At 48.3% G+C, this 18,632-nt stretch carries 12 protein-coding genes; 5 read left to right on the forward strand and 7 right to left on the reverse strand.

Features of this window, described 5'->3' with window-relative positions; genetic code table 11:
* The first annotated feature begins 66 nt into the window (after positions 1 to 66).
* From Ami103574_RS04025 to Ami103574_RS04035, 3 genes are all read left to right on the forward strand, one after another.
* Positions 67 to 1,464, forward strand: a complete 1,398-nt coding sequence (locus Ami103574_RS04025) for an oxaloacetate decarboxylase subunit alpha (RefSeq protein WP_163065402.1) — start codon at positions 67 to 69, stop codon at positions 1,462 to 1,464.
* A gap of 219 nt (positions 1,465 to 1,683) precedes the next feature.
* On the forward strand, positions 1,684 to 3,843 hold the full coding sequence (locus Ami103574_RS04030) for a DNA topoisomerase 3 (RefSeq protein WP_163065403.1): 2,160 nt from the start codon (positions 1,684 to 1,686) through the stop codon (positions 3,841 to 3,843).
* Between the two features lie 171 nt (positions 3,844 to 4,014).
* Positions 4,015 to 5,964 (forward strand): fructose-1,6-bisphosphatase, encoded by a 1,950-nt coding sequence (locus tag Ami103574_RS04035; protein WP_163065404.1) that lies wholly within the window; start codon positions 4,015 to 4,017, stop codon positions 5,962 to 5,964.
* Between the two features lie 144 nt (positions 5,965 to 6,108).
* Here the strand turns inward: Ami103574_RS04035 and metA are convergent, their stop codons facing one another.
* Positions 6,109 to 7,032, reverse strand: coding sequence for a homoserine O-acetyltransferase MetA (gene metA, locus Ami103574_RS04040; RefSeq protein ID WP_163065405.1), 924 nt, complete (start codon positions 7,030 to 7,032; stop codon positions 6,109 to 6,111).
* Positions 7,033 to 7,301: 269 nt separating this feature from the next.
* Here metA and Ami103574_RS04045 point away from each other — a divergent pair, with 269 nt between their 5' ends.
* A complete protein-coding gene (locus Ami103574_RS04045) occupies positions 7,302 to 8,078 on the forward strand; it encodes a methionine synthase (RefSeq protein WP_163065406.1) in 777 nt (258 codons plus the stop codon).
* Between the two features lie 44 nt (positions 8,079 to 8,122).
* Positions 8,123 to 10,522 carry a homocysteine S-methyltransferase family protein gene (locus Ami103574_RS04050; protein WP_163065407.1) on the forward strand — a complete coding sequence of 800 codons (2,400 nt, stop codon included), beginning with the start codon at positions 8,123 to 8,125 and terminating at the stop codon, positions 10,520 to 10,522.
* 129 nt (positions 10,523 to 10,651) lie between these two features.
* On the opposite strand, the gene Ami103574_RS04055 is transcribed toward Ami103574_RS04050, so the two are convergent.
* The 6 genes from Ami103574_RS04055 to Ami103574_RS04080 form a co-directional block, all read right to left on the reverse strand.
* Entirely contained in the window at positions 10,652 to 12,199 is a 1,548-nt protein-coding gene (locus tag Ami103574_RS04055; RefSeq protein WP_163065408.1) for an ABC-F family ATP-binding cassette domain-containing protein, read from the reverse strand.
* A gap of 549 nt (positions 12,200 to 12,748) precedes the next feature.
* On the reverse strand, positions 12,749 to 14,677 hold the full coding sequence (locus Ami103574_RS04060) for an ABC transporter ATP-binding protein (protein WP_163065409.1): 1,929 nt from the start codon (positions 14,675 to 14,677) through the stop codon (positions 12,749 to 12,751).
* Positions 14,670 to 16,421: an ABC transporter ATP-binding protein gene (locus Ami103574_RS04065; protein WP_163065410.1), complete on the reverse strand. Its 1,752-nt coding sequence runs from the start codon at positions 16,419 to 16,421 to the stop codon at positions 14,670 to 14,672. Before Ami103574_RS04065 ends, Ami103574_RS04060 begins: the two co-directional genes overlap by 8 nt.
* A gap of 117 nt (positions 16,422 to 16,538) precedes the next feature.
* Positions 16,539 to 16,988, reverse strand: a complete 450-nt coding sequence (locus Ami103574_RS04070) for a MarR family winged helix-turn-helix transcriptional regulator (protein ID WP_163065411.1) — start codon at positions 16,986 to 16,988, stop codon at positions 16,539 to 16,541.
* Positions 16,989 to 17,135: 147 nt separating this feature from the next.
* Positions 17,136 to 17,585 carry a hypothetical protein gene (locus tag Ami103574_RS04075; protein ID WP_163065412.1) on the reverse strand — a complete coding sequence of 150 codons (450 nt, stop codon included), beginning with the start codon at positions 17,583 to 17,585 and terminating at the stop codon, positions 17,136 to 17,138.
* Between the two features lie 93 nt (positions 17,586 to 17,678).
* Positions 17,679 to 18,560 (reverse strand): metallophosphoesterase, encoded by an 882-nt coding sequence (locus tag Ami103574_RS04080; protein WP_163065413.1) that lies wholly within the window; start codon positions 18,558 to 18,560, stop codon positions 17,679 to 17,681.
* Between the last annotated feature and the right edge of the window lie 72 nt (positions 18,561 to 18,632).

The raw sequence follows: 18,632 nt of genomic DNA on the forward strand, positions 1-18,632 counted from the left end.
GACAGAAACAGAGGGAATGCTATGCCTCCAGGGGAATAGCGGGAACAAATATTGGGAGGAAATTATATGACAAAGGTCAGGATAACAGAAACCGTACTCCGGGATGGACAGCAATCGCTGATGGCCACCAGAATGAGGACAGAGGAAATGCTGCCGATTTTGGAGGTGATGGATTCTGTGGGCTACCACGCCATCGAAATGTGGGGAGGAGCCACCTATGATGCCTGCCTCCGATTCTTAGATGAAGACCCGTGGATGCGGCTGCGGAAAATCAGAAAGCAAGTGAAGAACACAAAATTACAGATGCTGCTTCGGGGACAGAATCTGTTGGGCTATCGGCACTATGCCGACGATTTAGTAGATGAATTTGTGAATCGGGCGATCAATAATGGCATTGACATCATTCGGGTATTTGATGCCCTGAATGACACTCGAAATTTACAGCGAGCCATTGAAGCCTGTAATAAATTTGGCGGTCACGCGCAGGGCGCCATCTCCTATACCAAGAGTCCGGCTCACGACAATCAGGTATTTATCCAGTTGGCGAAGGAGCTAGAACAGATGGGGGCTAAGTCGATCTGTATCAAAGATATGGCTGGATTGCTGGACCCTTACAATGCGTATGAGCTGATTTCCGACATAAAAAAAGTTATCTCGGTGCCGCTGGAGCTGCATACTCATGCCACCAGCGGGCTGGGCAGCATGACCTATATGAAGGCCGTAGAAGCCGGTGTGGATATTATCGACACCGCCATTTCCCCTTTTGCAGAAGGCACCTCTCAGCCTGCTACCGAAGCCATGGTAGTAGCTTTTAAGGGGACGCCTTACGACACGGGGTTGGACCTGCGATGTCTGAACAAGATTGCAGAACACTTTAAGCCAGTGCGAGAGAAGTATATTGCAGAAGGCCTTATTGATACCAAGCTGATGGGCGTTGATGTAAATACGTTGGTTTATCAGGTTCCTGGCGGTATGCTGTCCAACTTGCTTTCTCAGTTGAAGCAGTCTAATGCAGAGGATCGTTTTGAAGAGGTTTTGAAGGAAGTGCCGAAGGTTCGGGCAGATTTGGGCTTCCCGCCGCTGGTAACGCCAACCAGTCAAATCATCGGTACCCAGGCGGTACTCAACGTACTGACGGGTGAGCGCTACAAGATGGTGCCGAACGAAGTGAAGATGATTGTCAAAGGGCTGTACGGCAAGACCACCGTGCCAATCAGCCAGGAAATCAAGTATAAGATTATCGGAGATGAAGAACAGATTACTTGTAGACCGGCAGATTTAATGGAACCGGAGCTGGACAATGTGAAGAAAGAATGTGCCCGGTATTTGGAGCAGGCAGAAGACTTGATGACTCAGGCCCTATTCCCGAAGAATGCCGAGGAGTTTTTCCAGAAGCGTGCAAGCCGTATCTATGGAATGGATTGGGATTTAATCGATGAAGAAGCGATGGCTTATCCTGTGTAAAGTACCCTGGCAGGAATCTAGAGCCGTTTAATCCCCTACAATTAGAATTGCAAGTCTCTAAATTTTAGCTAGTGCAAATAGATAGAAAAGGACCCAATTAGGGGTCTTTTCTATTTCCCGCGTCGAACTCCGCAGCGGCTTGCAGCGTTGCCTCTTCCTCGGGGGGATTTCTCACTGGCGGCGTTGGCATTTTTAGCAAGTTGTGTTATACTAGAAAACATGAAATTAGTAATAGCAGAAAAACCCAGCGTGGCTGCGGAAATCGCCAAAGTTATGGGCGCAGACAAGCGGGGAAACGGATTTTTCAAAGGAAATGAATATGTGGTGTCCTGGTGCGTGGGCCATTTAATCGAGACTGTTATGCCAGAGGAATATGATAAAAAATATCAAAAATGGCACATCCTCGATTTGCCCATCTTGCCTCAGGAATGGAAATATCAGGTGTCTGCCGGTGTGCAGGCCCAATTTAACGTGGTGAAAACCCTGATGGAGAGTGACGATGTAGACGAAATTGTCTGTGCCACCGATGCTGGGCGGGAAGGGGAACTGATTTTCCGTCTAGTCTACAATCAGGTCGCTTGTACCAAGCACTTTAAGCGGCTGTGGATCAGCTCCATGGAGACCAAAGCCATCCGAGATGGGTTCGCCAAGTTAAAGGATGGGCGAGAATATGACCGCCTGTATCAGGCGGCTCTCTGTCGGCTGCAAGCGGACTGGCTGGTGGGCATCAACTTCTCCAGGCTATTTGCCTGCATGGCTAATGCGCAGATTAACATCGGCCGGGTACAGACCCCTACAGTGAACTTAATTGTGGAGAGGCAGCGGACTATTGATAACTTTGATTCCCGGCCTTTTTACATCCTTACGGCAGAATGTGAGCACGATGGCCTTAAGTTTAACGCTACCAAGCGAGTAGAAAGCAAAGAGGACAGCCAGCGAATCGTAGAAAAGTGCAACGGGAAGGATGCCCAGGTGGCTTCTATGACCCAATCCCCAGTGCGGGAAAATCCCCCTGCCCTCTACGACTTGACCACGCTCCAGCGGGAAGCCAATAAAATGCTGGGCCTATCCGCTCAGCAAACTTTGGATGCCACCCAGAACCTGTACGAAAAAAAACTGGTGACGTACCCTAGAACCGACAGCCGATATCTGACGGCGGATATGACCGACAGTACCCTACATATACTGAAAAGCTTGTTGCAGGCCACCTATATGGACAGCAAAACCGTCCAGCAGTACGACCCCGGACAAGCCAGCCTGGAACGGCTTATCAACGACAAAAAAGTCACAGATCACCATGCGATTATCCCTACTATCGAAGCATGGAAGGCCTCTGAACGGCTGCCGGCAAACGAGTTTAATGTGCTGCTGCTCATCGCTTACCGGCTGCTGGCTGCGGCCTATTTGCCTCATGAATACATCAAGACCGAGCTGCTGTTAAACCTGGAAGGCGAAGAGTTCAAAGCTACCGGAAGACAGATTACGGAAAACGGCTTTAAGGAGATTAACAGCAATCTGTCTGAACTGTTGAAAAACAGCGGAAAGGCAGAAGAGGAGAGCGGGAAGAGCAAGGGGAAAAAGACGAAGAAGAAAAAAGCAGAGGAGAAGGAGGAAGAGCTGATCCCGGCCTTGACGGAAGGGCAGACCATTGAGCAGGTTCCTGTTACCAGCAAGGAGAAGACCACTCAGCCCCCTAAACCTTACACCGAGGACACCTTGCTCTCTGCCATGGAAAACGCCATGAAGACTCTGGAGGATGAAGAGCTGAAAAAAGGGGTAGCTGGAGCGGGACTAGGCACCCCGGCTACCCGGGCAGGCATTATCGAACGCATTATCAAGACCGGGTTTATCCAGCGGAAGGGAAAGAACTTGCTGCCGACAGAGAAAGCCTATGAAGTGGTAGATCTGGTGCCAGAAAAAGTTAAGAGCGCCGTGCTCACAGCAGAATGGGAGCAGAAGCTGGAGCAGATTTATAAGGGCGATACCCCAGGAGAAGAATTCATAGAGAGTATCGAAGCTTTTGTCCAGGAGATGGTAAAAAGCTATACGGAAGGCTGCACCTATGACGAGCGAGGCCGGGAGATTATCGGGGTTTGTCCTCGCTGCGGTCAATCTATTTATGAGGGACGAAAGAACTATTATTGTCAGGCTGGAAAAGAATGTGGTTTTACCATCTGGAAAGATGATAAGTTCTTTGTCAGCAAGCGGAAGCCACTGACCAAGCCTATGGTGAAGGCCTTTCTGGAAAAAGGACGAATCAAAGCGGTCAACCTGTATTCGGAGAAGAAGGAAACCAGTTATTCTGCTTACATTTTTATGGAAGATACCGGCCAATACGTGAATTTCAAGCTGTATTTTCCAAAGAATATGAACTTTTAGCAGTTAATACAGTTCGATTAAAAATCACGGGATATCCCGTGATTTTTTCATGAGGCAGAGAGGGGGAAAATATACAGGGCTTCAAGGGAGAATTTTTAAGCTTTCTGTTGCTTTTAGGGGGCGGCTTTAGTATTATTTAGATAGTTATGTTTTAATGAAGGGAAACGAGACATGTTTGAAGAGAAATATTTAAAGCTGTTATCGAAAGAATATCCAAATATTGAAAAAGCCTCTGCGGAGATTATTAATCTGCGGGCTATTTTGAGTTTGCCGAAGGGCACAGAATACTTTTTAAGCGATCTTCACGGAGAGCATGAGGCCTTTATTCACATGGTCAAGAGTGCGTCGGGAGTTATTCGCTCCAAGATTGATGAAATCTTTGAGAAGCGGTTGCCGGAAAAGGAGCGGGATAAGCTGGCTTCCCTCATTTACAATGCGGATGCAGAGCTGGACCGGCGGCGAAAAGAGGAAAATGACTTTGATGAATGGTGCCGGGTGACCATTTATCGGCTTATCGAGGTGTGCAAATCCGTTTCCACAAAATACACTCGATCCAAAGTGAGAAAGCGGCTGCCCAAGGACAGTGCCTACATACTAGATGAACTTCTTCACGCTGATGACGAGGCCAACCGGTCCCATTATTACAATGAAATCATCAATTCCATCGTGGAATGCCAGGTGGCGGAGCAGTTTATTACAGAGCTGGCGGACACCATCAGCCGACTGGCGGTAGATCGGCTGCACATCATCGGCGATATCTTTGACCGAGGTGCCCACCCAGATTACATCATGGAATACCTGATGAACTTTCATGATGTGGATTTCCAGTGGGGAAATCACGACATCGTGTGGATGGGGGCCGCTACGGGAAACTGGGCCTGCATCACCAACGTTATTCGTATGAATATCAGTTACAACAATTTTGATATGCTGGAGATTGGCTATGGGATTAATCTGCGGCCGCTGGCTGTATTTGCCGCCAAGGTCTACGGGGATGACCCTTGTACCTACTTTACGCCTCATATGCTGGATCGGAACACCTTTGACCCGGTAGACGAACAGCTGGCGGCTAAAATGCACAAGGCTATCGCTATTATCCAGCACAAAGTAGAAGGCCAGCGCATTAAGTCCCACCCCGAATACCAGATGAACCATCGGCTTTTGCTGGAGCAGATTGACTTTGCAAAAGGTACCATTCAGATAAAAGGCACGGAATGGGCGTTGAGGGATACCAACTTCCCGACCATCGATTCGGCTAACCCTTATCAGCTGACCGCAGAGGAAAACTTGCTGATGAACACCTTGGAAGCCTCTTTCCTGGAAAGTGAAAAGCTTCAGCAGCACATTCGCTTTCTCTACAGCCACGGAGCCATGTATAAGTGCGTCAACGGCAACCTGCTGTACCACGGCTGTATTCCTATGACGGAGGATGGCGAATTTGAAGATGTGACGATTAACGGTGCGACCCACAAGGGCAAGGCCTTTATGGACTACCTGGACAGCGAGGTTCGAAATGCTTATTTTAATCCGTTGGCTTCGGATGAAACCGGCATTGCCGGGGACATCATGTGGTATTTGTGGCTGGGAAGCAAATCCCCGCTGTTTGGCAAGGATCAGATGACGACCTTTGAACGGTCCTTTATCGCCGACAAGAAATCCCACAAGGAATATACGGTGCCGTATTACAAGCTGATCAACGACCGGGCTGTCTGCGAAAAAATCCTGGCAGAGTTCGGCCTGGATCCACAGACTTCCCACATCTTGAACGGCCACGTGCCAGTGAAGATTAAAGATGGGGAGAGCCCGATTAAAGGCGGCGGAAAGCTGTTTATTATCGATGGTGGTATCTCTAAGGCGTATCAGAAGCAGACCGGTATTGCTGGCTATACCTTTATATCGAATTCCCGGTTTATGGCCTTGGCGGAGCACGAGAGGTATACCCCGATGAAGGAGGACGGCAGCCAGGAATTCCACACACCGAATATCCGTATCGTGGAGAATATGCCTGTGCGCTTGACAGTGCAGACCTCCGATATTGGAGAGGACTTGCAGCTTCAGGTGGAAGATTTGAAGCATTTAGTTCGGGCTTATAAATCTGGCCTGATTAAAGAGTGCAAGTAGCACAAGGAACCTAGAGCAGCAGATTAAAGTATGTTAAATCAAAAAAGAGCGGTATTCCCGTTCATCCGTAAGGATGAGAGGGAGCCGCTCTTTTGCGTTAGCCTGTTTTCAAGCAAACGACATTTGCTGCTTGAAAGCCATTCCCTACTGATCCACCATGGTGGCCAAATCGTAAGGCGTTTCCTGATAGACGTAATAGTTCAGCCAGTTAGAAAACAGCAGGCTGGCATGGCTCCGCCAGCGAAAAAGAATTTCTTTCTCTGGATCGTCGTCCTGGAAGTAGTTGCAAGGAACATTGATGTCCAGACCCTTCTTCACATCCCGGAAATATTCGGCAGCCAGGGTATCCTTGTCATATTCCTGATGACCGAGAATAAAGATCTGACGGCCGTTGTCTGTGGCCAGAATATGCAGACCGGCCTCCTCGGACTCCGCAAGAATCCGAATCTGGGGGTGCTGCAATACATCCTCCTTTTTCACCATGGTGTGCCGGGAATGCGGAGCGTAAAACAGTTCGTCAAAGCCTCGGACTAAAGGGGTGAAAGGCCTCTTCACCTGATGCTCAAAGACTCCGAAGACCTTTTTCCCCGTCAGATACTTCTGGATACCAAAGTGGTAATAGAGGGCTGCTTGGGCACCCCAGCAGATATGAATACTGCTGTACACATTGGTCTTAGAGAATTCAAAGATTTCGCAGAGTTCTTTCCAGTAGTCCACCTCTTCAAAGGGCAGCGTTTCCACAGGAGCCCCGGTGATAATCATGCCGTCAAAGCGCTGGTCTTTTATCTCTTCCAAGGTCTTGTAGAAGGACGTCATGTGTTCTTGAGCAGTATTTTTAGATTCGTGAGAATCCATGCACACCAAAGTCAGCTCCACCTGAAGGGGTGAATTTGCCAGTACACGGGCGAGCTGGGTCTCAGTGGCAATCTTAGTGGGCATCAAATTGACGATAAGTATTTTTAAAGGCCGGATGTCCTGGGCGACGGCCCGTCCTTTGTGCATCGTAAAAATATTTTCTTTTTGCAGGGCATCTGATGCCGGCAGTTGATTTGGTATAATTAAAGGCATGAAATATCCTCCTTTTTTATCTATCGAAATAGGGGTAATAGCTTGCTAGTTCCTACATTTGAGAGCTATAAGTAAAAGGCCGTTACATGGGAGCTAAAAGGGCCTCCCAGAGGCTTTTTTAGAATAATTTGGTTTACGCACAAAAAAACAATGTTTTTTTGGTATTTACATACATATTTGATATGGTATACTATATTTCAAAGAAAATCAATGATTTGTGGTATAATAAATTAGAGAATTTCTTTACAGCAATAGAAAAGAGAACGTATATGGACATCACATTACCTGCTGAGATCAGCAGAGATTTTATTTATTCCTGTATGGGTTTTGGGAACCACACACCAGACCCGGCCAGCTTGCAGCTAATTGATACCTGTTGTGAGATGGTGCTGTCGGCGGCGGTCCCCCGGCAGGTGCACCGGGTTTTTCCCTTGGAACGGCAGCAAGAGGGCGGCTTCTATTTAAGCAACCCGCAGAACAGTTTGGCGGGGCAGGCTATCACGGACCATTTGCAAGGGTGCACCCACTGCCTGCTTTTAGCCGTTACCTTGGGCGTTCAAGTGGACAACCTGATTCGTCGGGCTCAGGTAACCGATATGGCCAAGGCGGTGGCTTTGGATGCCTGCGCCTCTTCTTTGGTAGAAGACATATGCGACCAAATTAATGATCAACTACAGGCAGAATACGCCCAGCAGGGAATGGACTTGACTTTCCGTTTTAGTCCGGGCTACGGGGACTTCCCTTTGGAATCTCAGCGGCTTTTTTCCCAGCTGCTGGAGATGGGCAAAAAGATTGGGTTGACTCACAGCCGAGAGCACTTGCTGCTGCCCCGCAAGTCAGTAACTGCCCTCATCGGTATTTTTCCGGCGGGCAGTCGTCAAAGTCAGAAGCAGCAGGAAATAGGAGAAGGCACAGAAGCGGAAGACAAGCCTTTTGAAAGCGGAATTGGGTCTGGCGACAGTGGGGCAAGAGCCTGTCAAATCTGTTCGTTGAAAGATACCTGTGCCCTCCGGGCGGCCGGAGGCTATTGCGGGAAAAGAACATAAAGCACATCATAACAAGCAATTTTCTAAAAAGAGAGGGCAATAAATTGAAAAATATTTTTAACAGAAATGAATATGTACTGCTGGATGGAGCCATGGGTACGATGCTCCAAAGCGGCGGCCTGGAGTTAGGGGAGAGACCAGAACTTTTGTCCATTACCCACCCGGATCGGATTACCGCTGTCCACCGCATGTATGTGGAAAGCGGTGCGGATATCGTCTACGCCAACACCTTTGGTGCTAACGCCCATAAGCTGGAGGGAGCCGGCTATACGGTGGAAGAGGTCATTACCGCCGCCGTTCAGGCTGCTAAGGCTGCTTGTGTCGGAAGTGATGCGCTGGTAGGACTGGACGTAGGTCCTCTGGGAGAATTGCTGGAACCAGCGGGAACCCTGTCCTTTGAAGGGGCCTATGAGCTCTTCCAAGAGATGGTGGTAGCCGGAGAAAAGGCTGGAGCCGATGTTATCGTCTTCGAGACCATGACGGATTTATATGAGGTAAAGGCTGGTGTGCTGGCGGCTAAGGAGAATACCAAGCTGCCGATCATGGTATCCATGACTTTTGAGAGCAATCACCGCACCTTTGCGGGCTGTACCGTGGAGGCCATGGCCATGACCCTGGAAGGGCTGGGTGTGGATGCGGTAGGGATTAACTGTTCCTTAGGGCCGGTAGAAATCTTTCCCATGGCTAAGGAACTGTGCAGCTGTACGACGCTGCCAGTATTTGTCAAGCCAAATGCGGGATTGCCCAACTTGAATACAGATGCCTACGACATCGGCCCGGTACAGTTTACCGAAGAGTTGCTGCCGTACAAGGAAATCGGTATCTCGATGCTGGGAGGCTGTTGTGGAACCTCTCCAGATTACATCAAGGCACTGGGAGCGGCATTTAAAGGGCAAGAGACTACTGCTGCCAAAAGAAAAGAAGCCTATAAACCCATACTGCGGGCCTGTTCCCCTACTGCTGTTGTTCACGTAGATCACGTAGCGATGGTGGGCGAGAGCATCAACCCTATGGGCCGAAAGTTTATCAAGCAGGCGTATTTGAATGATGACATGGATACCATTCTGGCCTGCGGCGTAGAGCAGGTGGAACATGGGGCGGAAATTCTCGATGTAAACGCCGCGCTTCCGGGGGTAGATGAAACCATAATGCTTTCCAAGGTAGTGAAGCTGCTCCAGTCGGTGGTGGACGCACCTTTGCTGCTGGATTCGCAAAACCCAGAAGCCCTGGAGGCTGCCCTGCGCGTGTATAACGGCAAGCCGATGATTAACTCCACCAATGGGGAGCAGGAGCTGATGGACAAGCTCTTCCCTTTGGCGAAAAAGTATGGAGCGGCAATCGTGGGCTTGACGTTAGATGAAGAGGGTATACCAGCCACCGCGGAGAAACGGTTGGAAGTGGCCCGGCGCATTGTCAACACAGGGCTGGCCTATGGTATTCCTCGAGAAGATTTGATGATTGACTGCCTGACTTTGGCGGCTTCCGTTCAGCAGAAGGAAGCCCTGGAGACTCCGAAAGCCATTCGGATGATTAAGGAGGAGCTGGGGGTTAAGGTACTCCTGGGGGTATCTAATATTTCCTTTGGTCTGCCTCAGCGGGAGATTATCAACCGCCATTTTCTCACCACGGCCATGGACGCCGGCCTGGATTTGCCAATCATGAATCCAAAAGATCAGGGCATGAAGGAAGCTATCTATGCCTACAATGTGCTCTCTGGACAGGATGAGGGCTCCAAGGCCTACATCGATCGTTTTGGTGGTCAGGACAATTCCGGCAGCCCTGGGGGAAAGAGCCCACAGAAAGACGGTGATCAAAAATCCAGCGCCGATATTTTTTATGCGGTGCGCAAAGGGCTTAAAAATGAGGCCAAGTTAGCTACCGAACAGCTTTTGGAGACCATGGAGGAAATGGCGATCATCAACGAAAAGTTGATTCCAGCGTTGGATGAGCTGGGGGCAATCTTTGAAAAGGGAGAAATCTTCCTGCCTCAGCTGGTTCAAGGAGCCCAGGCAGCCCAGATGGGCTTCGAGGTGGTAAATCGGCGGTTGGCGTTAAAGGACGCGGAGACTGTAAATCGAGGCAAGATTGTTTTGGCCACCGTCAAGGGCGATGTCCACGACATTGGCAAAAACATTGTCAAGATTATTCTGCAAAACTACGGTTATCAGATTATCGACTTGGGACGGGACGTAGCCATTGAGGCAGTAGTTGAAGCCGTGCAAAAGCATGGTGCAGGGTTGGTAGGCCTCAGTGCTTTGATGACCACCACGCTGAAAAGTATGGAAGAGACCATTGCCGCTATTCATCAGGCCAAGTTGGACTGTAAGGTGCTGGTAGGCGGAGCTGTGCTGACGGCAGACTACGCTAAGGCAATCCAGGCAGATTACTATGCCAAAGATGCCAAGCAATCAGCGGATATCGCCAAGAAAGTATTTGGCAATTAAATAAAAGGATTGAGAAAAGAGACGCTTTTCCCATGACAGGCTCCCCAGAGATTGGCTGTTTACCTTTAAAACAACCGGTCTCCGGGGAGCCTGTTTTTCTTTACTGTCCTTTTTACTGCTGGATCCTCTTTAATAAGACTTGTTAGCCCCTTGTGCCATATCTAGGACGTATTGGGCCCAATCCCTGTAAAAATCCTCTTCATGGCAGACCAGGAGTACTGTGCCGGGAAAAGCGGCTAGAGCGGCTTTTAGGGCCTCTTTAGCCTGCTTATCCAGGTGATTGGTGGGTTCGTCTAGGATTAAGAAATTGTAGGGTTTGAGGGTCAGGAGGCACAGTTTTACTTTTGCCTGTTCTCCGCCGCTCAAGGTGCCGATTGCTTGAAGGGCGTGACGGCTGGAAATCCCGCAGCGGGCCAGGTGCTGGTGAACTTCTTTGGAGGAGAGGGCTGGAAAGCAGTGGGAAAGCAGCTGCATAGGGTTTTTATTTTTCTCTGGCCAAGTCATTTCCTGTTCAAAGTATTCAAGAGACACCTGGGAGGAAAAATGAAACTGGCCGCCCAGGGGTGGCAGCAGTCCCACTAGGGTTTTCAGCAGAGTGGACTTGCCAATGCCGTTAAAGCCAGTGATGACTACCTTCTGGCCTCCTTTTACTTCCAGGTTTACAGAAGAGAGGAGGGGATAGGCATAGCCGACGGACAAGTTCCCTACCGATAGGTGCTGAGCGTTGGTTAGAGGACAAGCCTGAAAGCTAAAAACTGGTTTTATTTCTGTTTGATCCAAGGCTTCTATTTTCTCTAGCCGCTCCAGTTGTTTCCGCCGCCCTCTGGCCATGCGAGACTTGCGGCCTGCGATGTTTTTGCGGATAAATTCTTCTGTCTTTTTTATTTCTCGTTGCTGCGCGGTATACTGGCGCAGATAATCTTCTTGCAAGAGGGATTTCTTTATTAAGAAGGCAGAATAGGTGCCGTAATATTTCGTCAGCGTGTGGCCGTCTACATCACAAATGCGGTTGGTGATGCGCTCTAAAAAAGAGTGGTCGTGAGAGACCACCATAAAGGCGTTTTCCAGATTGGCTAGATAGTTTGCCAGCCAGGAAATATGCTCTTTGTCTAGAAAATTAGTGGGTTCGTCCAAGAGAAGAACATCGGGTTTTGCCAGCAGCAGCTTTGCTAAAATGATTTTGGTGCGTTGGCCTCCGCTGAGTTCTCCGATGGGCCGGTTCAGACCTATCGCCAGCAAGCCCAGCCCTTCCGCTACCTGATTCAGCCGGGTATCAATGGAGTAAAAGTCTTCCCGATCTAAGGTCTCTTGGTACTGAGCAGCTAAATCTAAGCAGTGGCTTTCGCCAAGTGCCGCCTGCTGATACAGCTGGAGCATGTCTGCCTCTAGCTGATAGAGGGTTGAGAAGGCTGTTTTCAGAAAGGCATTTCCTGTCAGCTGACCGTTGATCTGAGCGTACTGGTCTAGGTAGCCTACGGAGAGGTTGGCTTGCCAGAACACCCTGCCGGAATCAGGCATTAGCTGTTCCGTACAGATTTTAATGAGGGTGCTTTTTCCGGTGCCGTTTTGTCCTACAATGCCCATATGTTCTCCTTTGTTGAGCGATAACTTGGCGTTTTTATACAGCAGATGGTCCCCAAAGGAATGGGATAATTCGGTTATGTCTAATAAGCTCATGTTTATAAATCCTTTCTTATGCAAGAGGCAGGTGATTAGAAGCCTGCCTTTTTTATGATGTGAGCCATATCGCCGAAAGGGATATGGACGGAATAACAAAAAAGCAGAAAGCTTGGATACGCAAAGTATCCGCCTTCTGCTTTTAAAAAAATATATACGGGAGAAAAAAGTAAAAGGCGATGGACAAAACGTTGTCCATCGCCTTTCGCAGCATCGAAGCCTCCGATTATCTGGGGGCTTGACAGCGCTTAAGATATACGAAAAACAAGCCATAGCCACGAGATCCAATACCTCTGGTCCATTGCCTTGTTTTCCGATGAAATCCGTAAGCGCGATTTATCCGCGGTACTCTGCACAATGTTTCATCGGTATGAATTGTACAGAGTTGAGTTTCCTTTTCAGTTGGTCTGTCGCATGAAAGTTCATGGCACTTTTCTCCTTTAACTGCAAGCTTGTTGCAGCACTCATTTTACCACAGGGTTTGAAAACTGTCAATTTATCGGTTCACTAGAAATTTAATACCAGAAGGCAAGGTTTTGAAAAGCCTTCTTATTCCAGCTCGAAAGCCCCGGTATACAGCTGATAGTAGGTGCCCTTTGCAGCAATCAGGTCGTGGTGATCGCCCCGCTCAATGATTCGGCCCTGATCCAGAACCATGATGGCGTTAGAGTTCTGGACAGTGGATAGACGGTGGGCAATGACGAACACCGTCCGGCCATGCATGAGGGAATCCATGCCTCGCTGAACGATGGCTTCCGTTCTGGTATCAATGGAAGAGGTAGCCTCATCTAAAATCATAACCGGCGGATCTGCTACCGCAGCCCGGGCGATAGAGAGCAGCTGCCGTTGGCCCTGAGAGAGGCCGCTGCCGTCTCCAGAGAGTACGGTATCGTAGCCTTCTGGGAGCATACGGATGAAGCTGTCTGCGTTGGCTAGTTTGGCCGCGTTGATGCACTCTTCGTCAGTAGCATCTAGTTTGCCGTAGCGGATATTTTCCATCACCGTTCCCGTAAACAGGTTGACTTCCTGAAGCACGATACCCAGGCTCTTCCGCAGATCCGCTTTTTTAATCTTATTGATGTTTACACCATCGTAGCGGATTTTCCCGTCTGCAATATCGTAAAAGCGGTTAATCAGATTGGTAATCGTCGTCTTGCCGGCACCGGTGGCCCCTACAAAAGCAATTTTTTGGCCGGGGTTGGCGTAGAGGCTGACGTTGTGAAGTACAAGCTTCTCTTCATCGTAGCCAAAGTCCACATCGTAAAAGCGGACTTCGCCTTTTAATTCCGTATAGGTAACAGAACCGTCGCTGTGAGGCTGTTTCCAAGCCCAGATGTGGGTCAGGTGGTCGGCCTCTACCAGCTGGCCGTCCTGATAGGCGGCATTGACCAGGGTTACTTGGCCGTGGTCGGCTTCGCTTTCTTCATCCATCAGCTGGAAGATTCGAGTTGCGCCAGCCAGGGCCATGATCACCGCATTCAGCTGCTGCGACACTTGGGCAATCGGCATGATGAAGCCTCGGGACAGCTGCAAGAAGGAAGCGATGGTTCCCAGAGTCAGTACTCCCGCACCAGTTAAACTCAGATTGGTCACACCGGAGAGGCCGAGGGCTCCGCCGACGATGGCAATGACCACGTACATAATGTAGCCCATATTATTCATGATTGGCATGAGGATATTGGCATATTTGTTGGCACTGGTAGCATTTTGGCATAATTCATCGTTGTAGGCGTCAAAGGCTTTTTTTGCCTCTTCTTCGTGGCAGAATACTTTAACCACTTTCTGGCCGTTAATCATTTCCTCAATATAGCCGTTTACCTGACCTAGAGAGGCTTGCTGCTTTGTGAAATACGTACCGCTGCGTCCTGCAATGGTACCGATGGTCTTTAAAATGATAAAGACGAAGACCAGCACCAGTAAAGTCAGCCAAAAACTCAGGTAGAGCATGGAGCAAAATACTGCGGTAATGGTCACCACAGAGGATAGCATCTGCGGCAGAGACTGGGCAATCATTTGCCGCAGGGTATCGGTGTCGTTGGTGTAATGACTCATGACATCCCCATGTGTATGGGTGTCAAAATAACGGATAGGCAGGGTCTGCATGTGGGCGAACATGGTGTTTCGTATCTTTTTCAAGGTACCCTGTGCAATGACGGCCATAGTTCGGCTGTAGAACAACGTGGAAAGAATACCAACCAGGTAAATACCGCCCATGACGAAAATAATCCGCAACAAGCCGGAAAAGTCCGGCACTGCTGCCAGCAGCAATGGAGAGATGTAGTCGTCAATCAGCCGCTGGATAAACAGGGACGACAGGGCGCCAGCCACCGAGCTGGCGATGATACAGACAATGACAAAGAAAACCTGTATCTTATAATCGGACATGTAAGATAACAGCCGTTTGATGGTTTTAGGGTCTGGTTTCTGCCGAGCCATTCTCTTGGCTGGAGCCTCAGCTGTCATTTCTTTTTTACTCATGGTCTTCGCCTCCTTTCATCTGAGACTGGTATACTTCTCGGTAGACCTCACAGGTCTCTAAAAGCTCTTGATGGGTGCCGATGGCATCAATCTTTCCATCGTCCAAAACAATAATTTTATCCGAATCCTGAACAGAGGATACTCGCTGGGCAATAATGATTTTAGTGGTATCCGGAATTTCTTCCGCAAAGGCCTTGCGAATGAGCAGGTCTGTTCTGGTGTCCACGGCACTGGTGGAATCGTCCAATATTAGGATTTTCGGTTTTTTAAGCAGCGCTCGGGCGATGCAAAGCCGCTGTTTTTGACCGCCGGATACATTAGAGCCCCCTTGCTCAATATAGGTGTCGTATTTGTCGGGGAAGGAATCCACAAAGGCGTGAGCCTGTGCCAGCTGACAAGCGTGTATCAGCTCCTCATCGGTAGCCTCTTCATTGCCCCAGCGTAAATTTTCCTTGATGGTTCCCGAAAATAAAATATTTTTCTGTAGTACCACGGCTACCTGATTCCTCAGACTGTCGATATCGTATTCCCGGACATCCACACCGCCTACGGTGATTTGGCCTTTAGTTACATCGTACAGCCTTGGAATAAGCTGTACCAAGCTGGTTTTAGAAGAGCCGGTGCCGCCCAGGATGCCAATGGTTTCTCCAGACTTGATGGTCAGGTTAATCTGATCTAGCACGGGCTTGTGAGATTGCTTGGAATAAGCAAAGGACACATTGTCAAAGGTGATATCCCCGTTCTTAACATCAAATACGGGGTTGTCTACATTCTTCAAGTCGCTTTCTTCATCCAATATTTCGACGATACGCTCGGCAGAAGCCTTAGACATGGTAATCATCACGAAAACCATGGACAGCATCATCAGGCTGACAAGAATTTGGGTGGCATAGCTGATTAAGCTCATCAATTCCCCGGTGCTCAGGCCGTGAATCGGGTCGCCGCCGGAGGCGACAATCGCCCGGGCGCCAAACCAGGAAATCAGGAGCATACAGGCATACATGCAGAACTGCATGAGGGGCATGTTGAAGGCCAGCAGCTTTTCAGCCTTGGAAAAATCTTTGTAGATTGTCTGGGAGATGTTACCGAACTTTTCAATTTCAAAGTCTTCCCGGGTAAAAGATTTTACTACGCGGATGCCGTGGAGATTTTCTTGTACCACATTGTTGAGTTTGTCGTAGGTCTTAAATATCCGCACAAAAATAGGATGTACATTGGAGATAATCAGCCACAAGCCTAGACCCAGGATTGGAATGGAACCTAGAAATATCAAGGAAAGCTGGGCGTCGATATGGAAAGATACCCCCAAGGAAAAAACCAGCATAATCGGGGCACGGATTGCCATACGAATAATCATCTGGTAGGAGTTTTGCACGTTGGTCACGTCGGTGGTCAGCCGAGTGATGATGCTGGCTGTGGAGAACTTGTCGATATTGGAAAAGGAAAAGTTCTGCACGTTGTAATACATCCGCTGGCGAAGGTTTCGGGCAAAGCCAGAGGAAGCAACAGCTGCGCTGCGGCCTGCCAGAGCACCGAAAATCAGAGAAATAAAAGCAGCGATCAGCAAGGCTACTCCCATCTTAATGATGTAAGACATGCTTCCACCGTCGATGCCGTAGTCGATCAGGCTAGCCATAAGCAGCGGGACGATTACTTCCATGATTACTTCCAGTGCGACGTAAGCTGGAGCTAGAAGTGAATCTTTTTTATATTGACCAATACAACTTAGTAGTTTTTTTATCATAAATTAATTTCCTCCTGTATTTTTGTTTGACTTTTATGGTCATTTGCTTGAGGACACTCTCCCATATTCTGGCTGAAAGAACCTTGAAATATTCGGCCAAAGAAAGATTGCAGTCCCTTAAGGCTGAGAATCGTACTCTTTTAGATTGGTTTTCATCCGCAGGATGTAGCTGCGCAGCGTTTCCAGCTCCTCTAGTGAAAATTCTTTCGTGAGGATCTCTTCCATTTTCTTGCCGTCTTCTTCCATAAATCGGGTAAATTGCAGTGCTTTAGGAGTCAAAACCAGCTTTTTCAGCCGGGCATCGTAAGGCACGCTGTGACGTTCAATCAATCCTCTTTGTACCATCAGATTGATGACGCTGGAAGCAGTGGAACGGGTGATGCAGAAATGTTGCTCTAAATCCTTCTGAAAAACGTCCTGGTGACCGTGGTGGGCAATGTAACCAATAATCCAGCCATTGGTTCCGGTGATGCTGTCAATGTATTTTTTGTGAGTATGGTTATTCATAACGCGCATGATGATGTTATTTAGGGTGCGCAGTTCCATGCCAATGGAGCGTGTTTTCATGTGTCTTCCCTTTCTTTTGAAATGTACGATATCGAACTGTTTGATACCAAACTATTATAATAAAGAGAAGTGGTGAAGTCAAGACGAAAAAAATGGAGTTTTTGTGAAGTTATGCGGGAATAAAAAAACAGCGGCTGATTGCCGCTGTTAGTTTTCTTCCTCGCCTTCGTCGATTTTGACAGCACCTACCGTAATCAGACCTACGGCGGTGGCCATAGCCAGGTTTTTGGCACCGTGCTTGATTTTGTCCCTATCTCGTTCCTTCACTCCGGTGAGAATTTCACCGCCATTGTCAGCCAGCAGTTTCAGATTTCCCACCACATTTTGAGCAACCTTACTGCCGCCTTCCTTCAAGTCCTCCACGCCGTCTGCCACCTTTTGGGCATTGCCGGTCAGCTTGCCGGAAATCAAATCGGTGGTGCCGCTGGCAAGATCTCCGGCGATGGCTCCCGTATAAATGGTAGAATCCACAATGCTGGAGCCCAGCGTATCAATAATTTTTATGCGGGTCACTTTGCCTACCACCGACAAGGTACCGCCGATGACTCCGCCGACGGCGGCGCCGGTCAATATTCCTGCTTTTTTAAGAGAATCCATATGTTTTTTCGCGAGATGTATTTATATAGAAATACATCCATGCGCTCCTTTCTTTCTTTCTTTCTTTCTTTAAGTTGTTAGCTGTATCTGCTTTTACTTGTTTACCATATTATTTGCACCTTTTGCTACTTTAAACGTAATGTGGATCAATTCCGGACGATTGTTAATTCTCAGCGGCATAATGCTGTTGCCTAAGCCACGGCTGACAACCATGTTGGTTTGTTCTTTTTTGTATAGGCCTTGGGAATACCGTGGAAAAAACCCTTGATTTGGTGCGATAATTCCTCCGATAAAAGGTAGGCGCACCTGCCCGCCGTGGGCATGACCGCTTAAAACGAGATTAATATTGTTTTCTACATACATATCAAACAATTCTGGCCGGTGTGACAATAAAACGGTGTACTGATTGTTCTCCGTCAGTAAAGCTTTTAGTTTTGCATCCATCTGAACAGCACGTTCATAAGAATCACCGCTATCTGTAAACGAGGGATCATCTAGCCCTATTAATTGAATGGAATCTGTACGGCCTTTAATGGAGGTGCTTTCGTCACTTAATATAATAACACCCGCTTCAATCATTTGTTGTTTCAGCTCCGCATACTGATTAGTCCGTGCTTCATGATTGCCTGTAACATAATAAACCGGAGCTATTTTTATAGAACCCTTGATAAACGCCATGGCCTTTGCAATATCCGTGTGGTTTGAATCAATCAAATCTCCGGTAATGGCAATCATATCTGGTGAGATGCTTTTGACTGCGTGAAGCAATCTTTCTTGACGATTGCCAAATTCGGCATTGTGCAAATCGGAAACTTGAACAATAGTGAAGCCGTCAAAAGATGAGGGTATGCGTGTATCTTCTATCGTAATAGGGGTGATTTGTATGGCGGTATTTCCCCAAAATAGTAAAATTAAAATAAAAATGACGGCAATGGCTGTAATCCACAATCTTTTCTTCCCTTTTGTTTTTTTCATAGCCGCCACCTTCAAATTCTTGTGTATTTGAATAAACCATACCATAGGAGGAATCGCCAAGTCAAGTGCATC

Source organism: Aminipila butyrica, assembly GCF_010669305.1.
GTDB classification, from domain to species: domain Bacteria; phylum Bacillota; class Clostridia; order Peptostreptococcales; family Anaerovoracaceae; genus Aminipila; species Aminipila butyrica.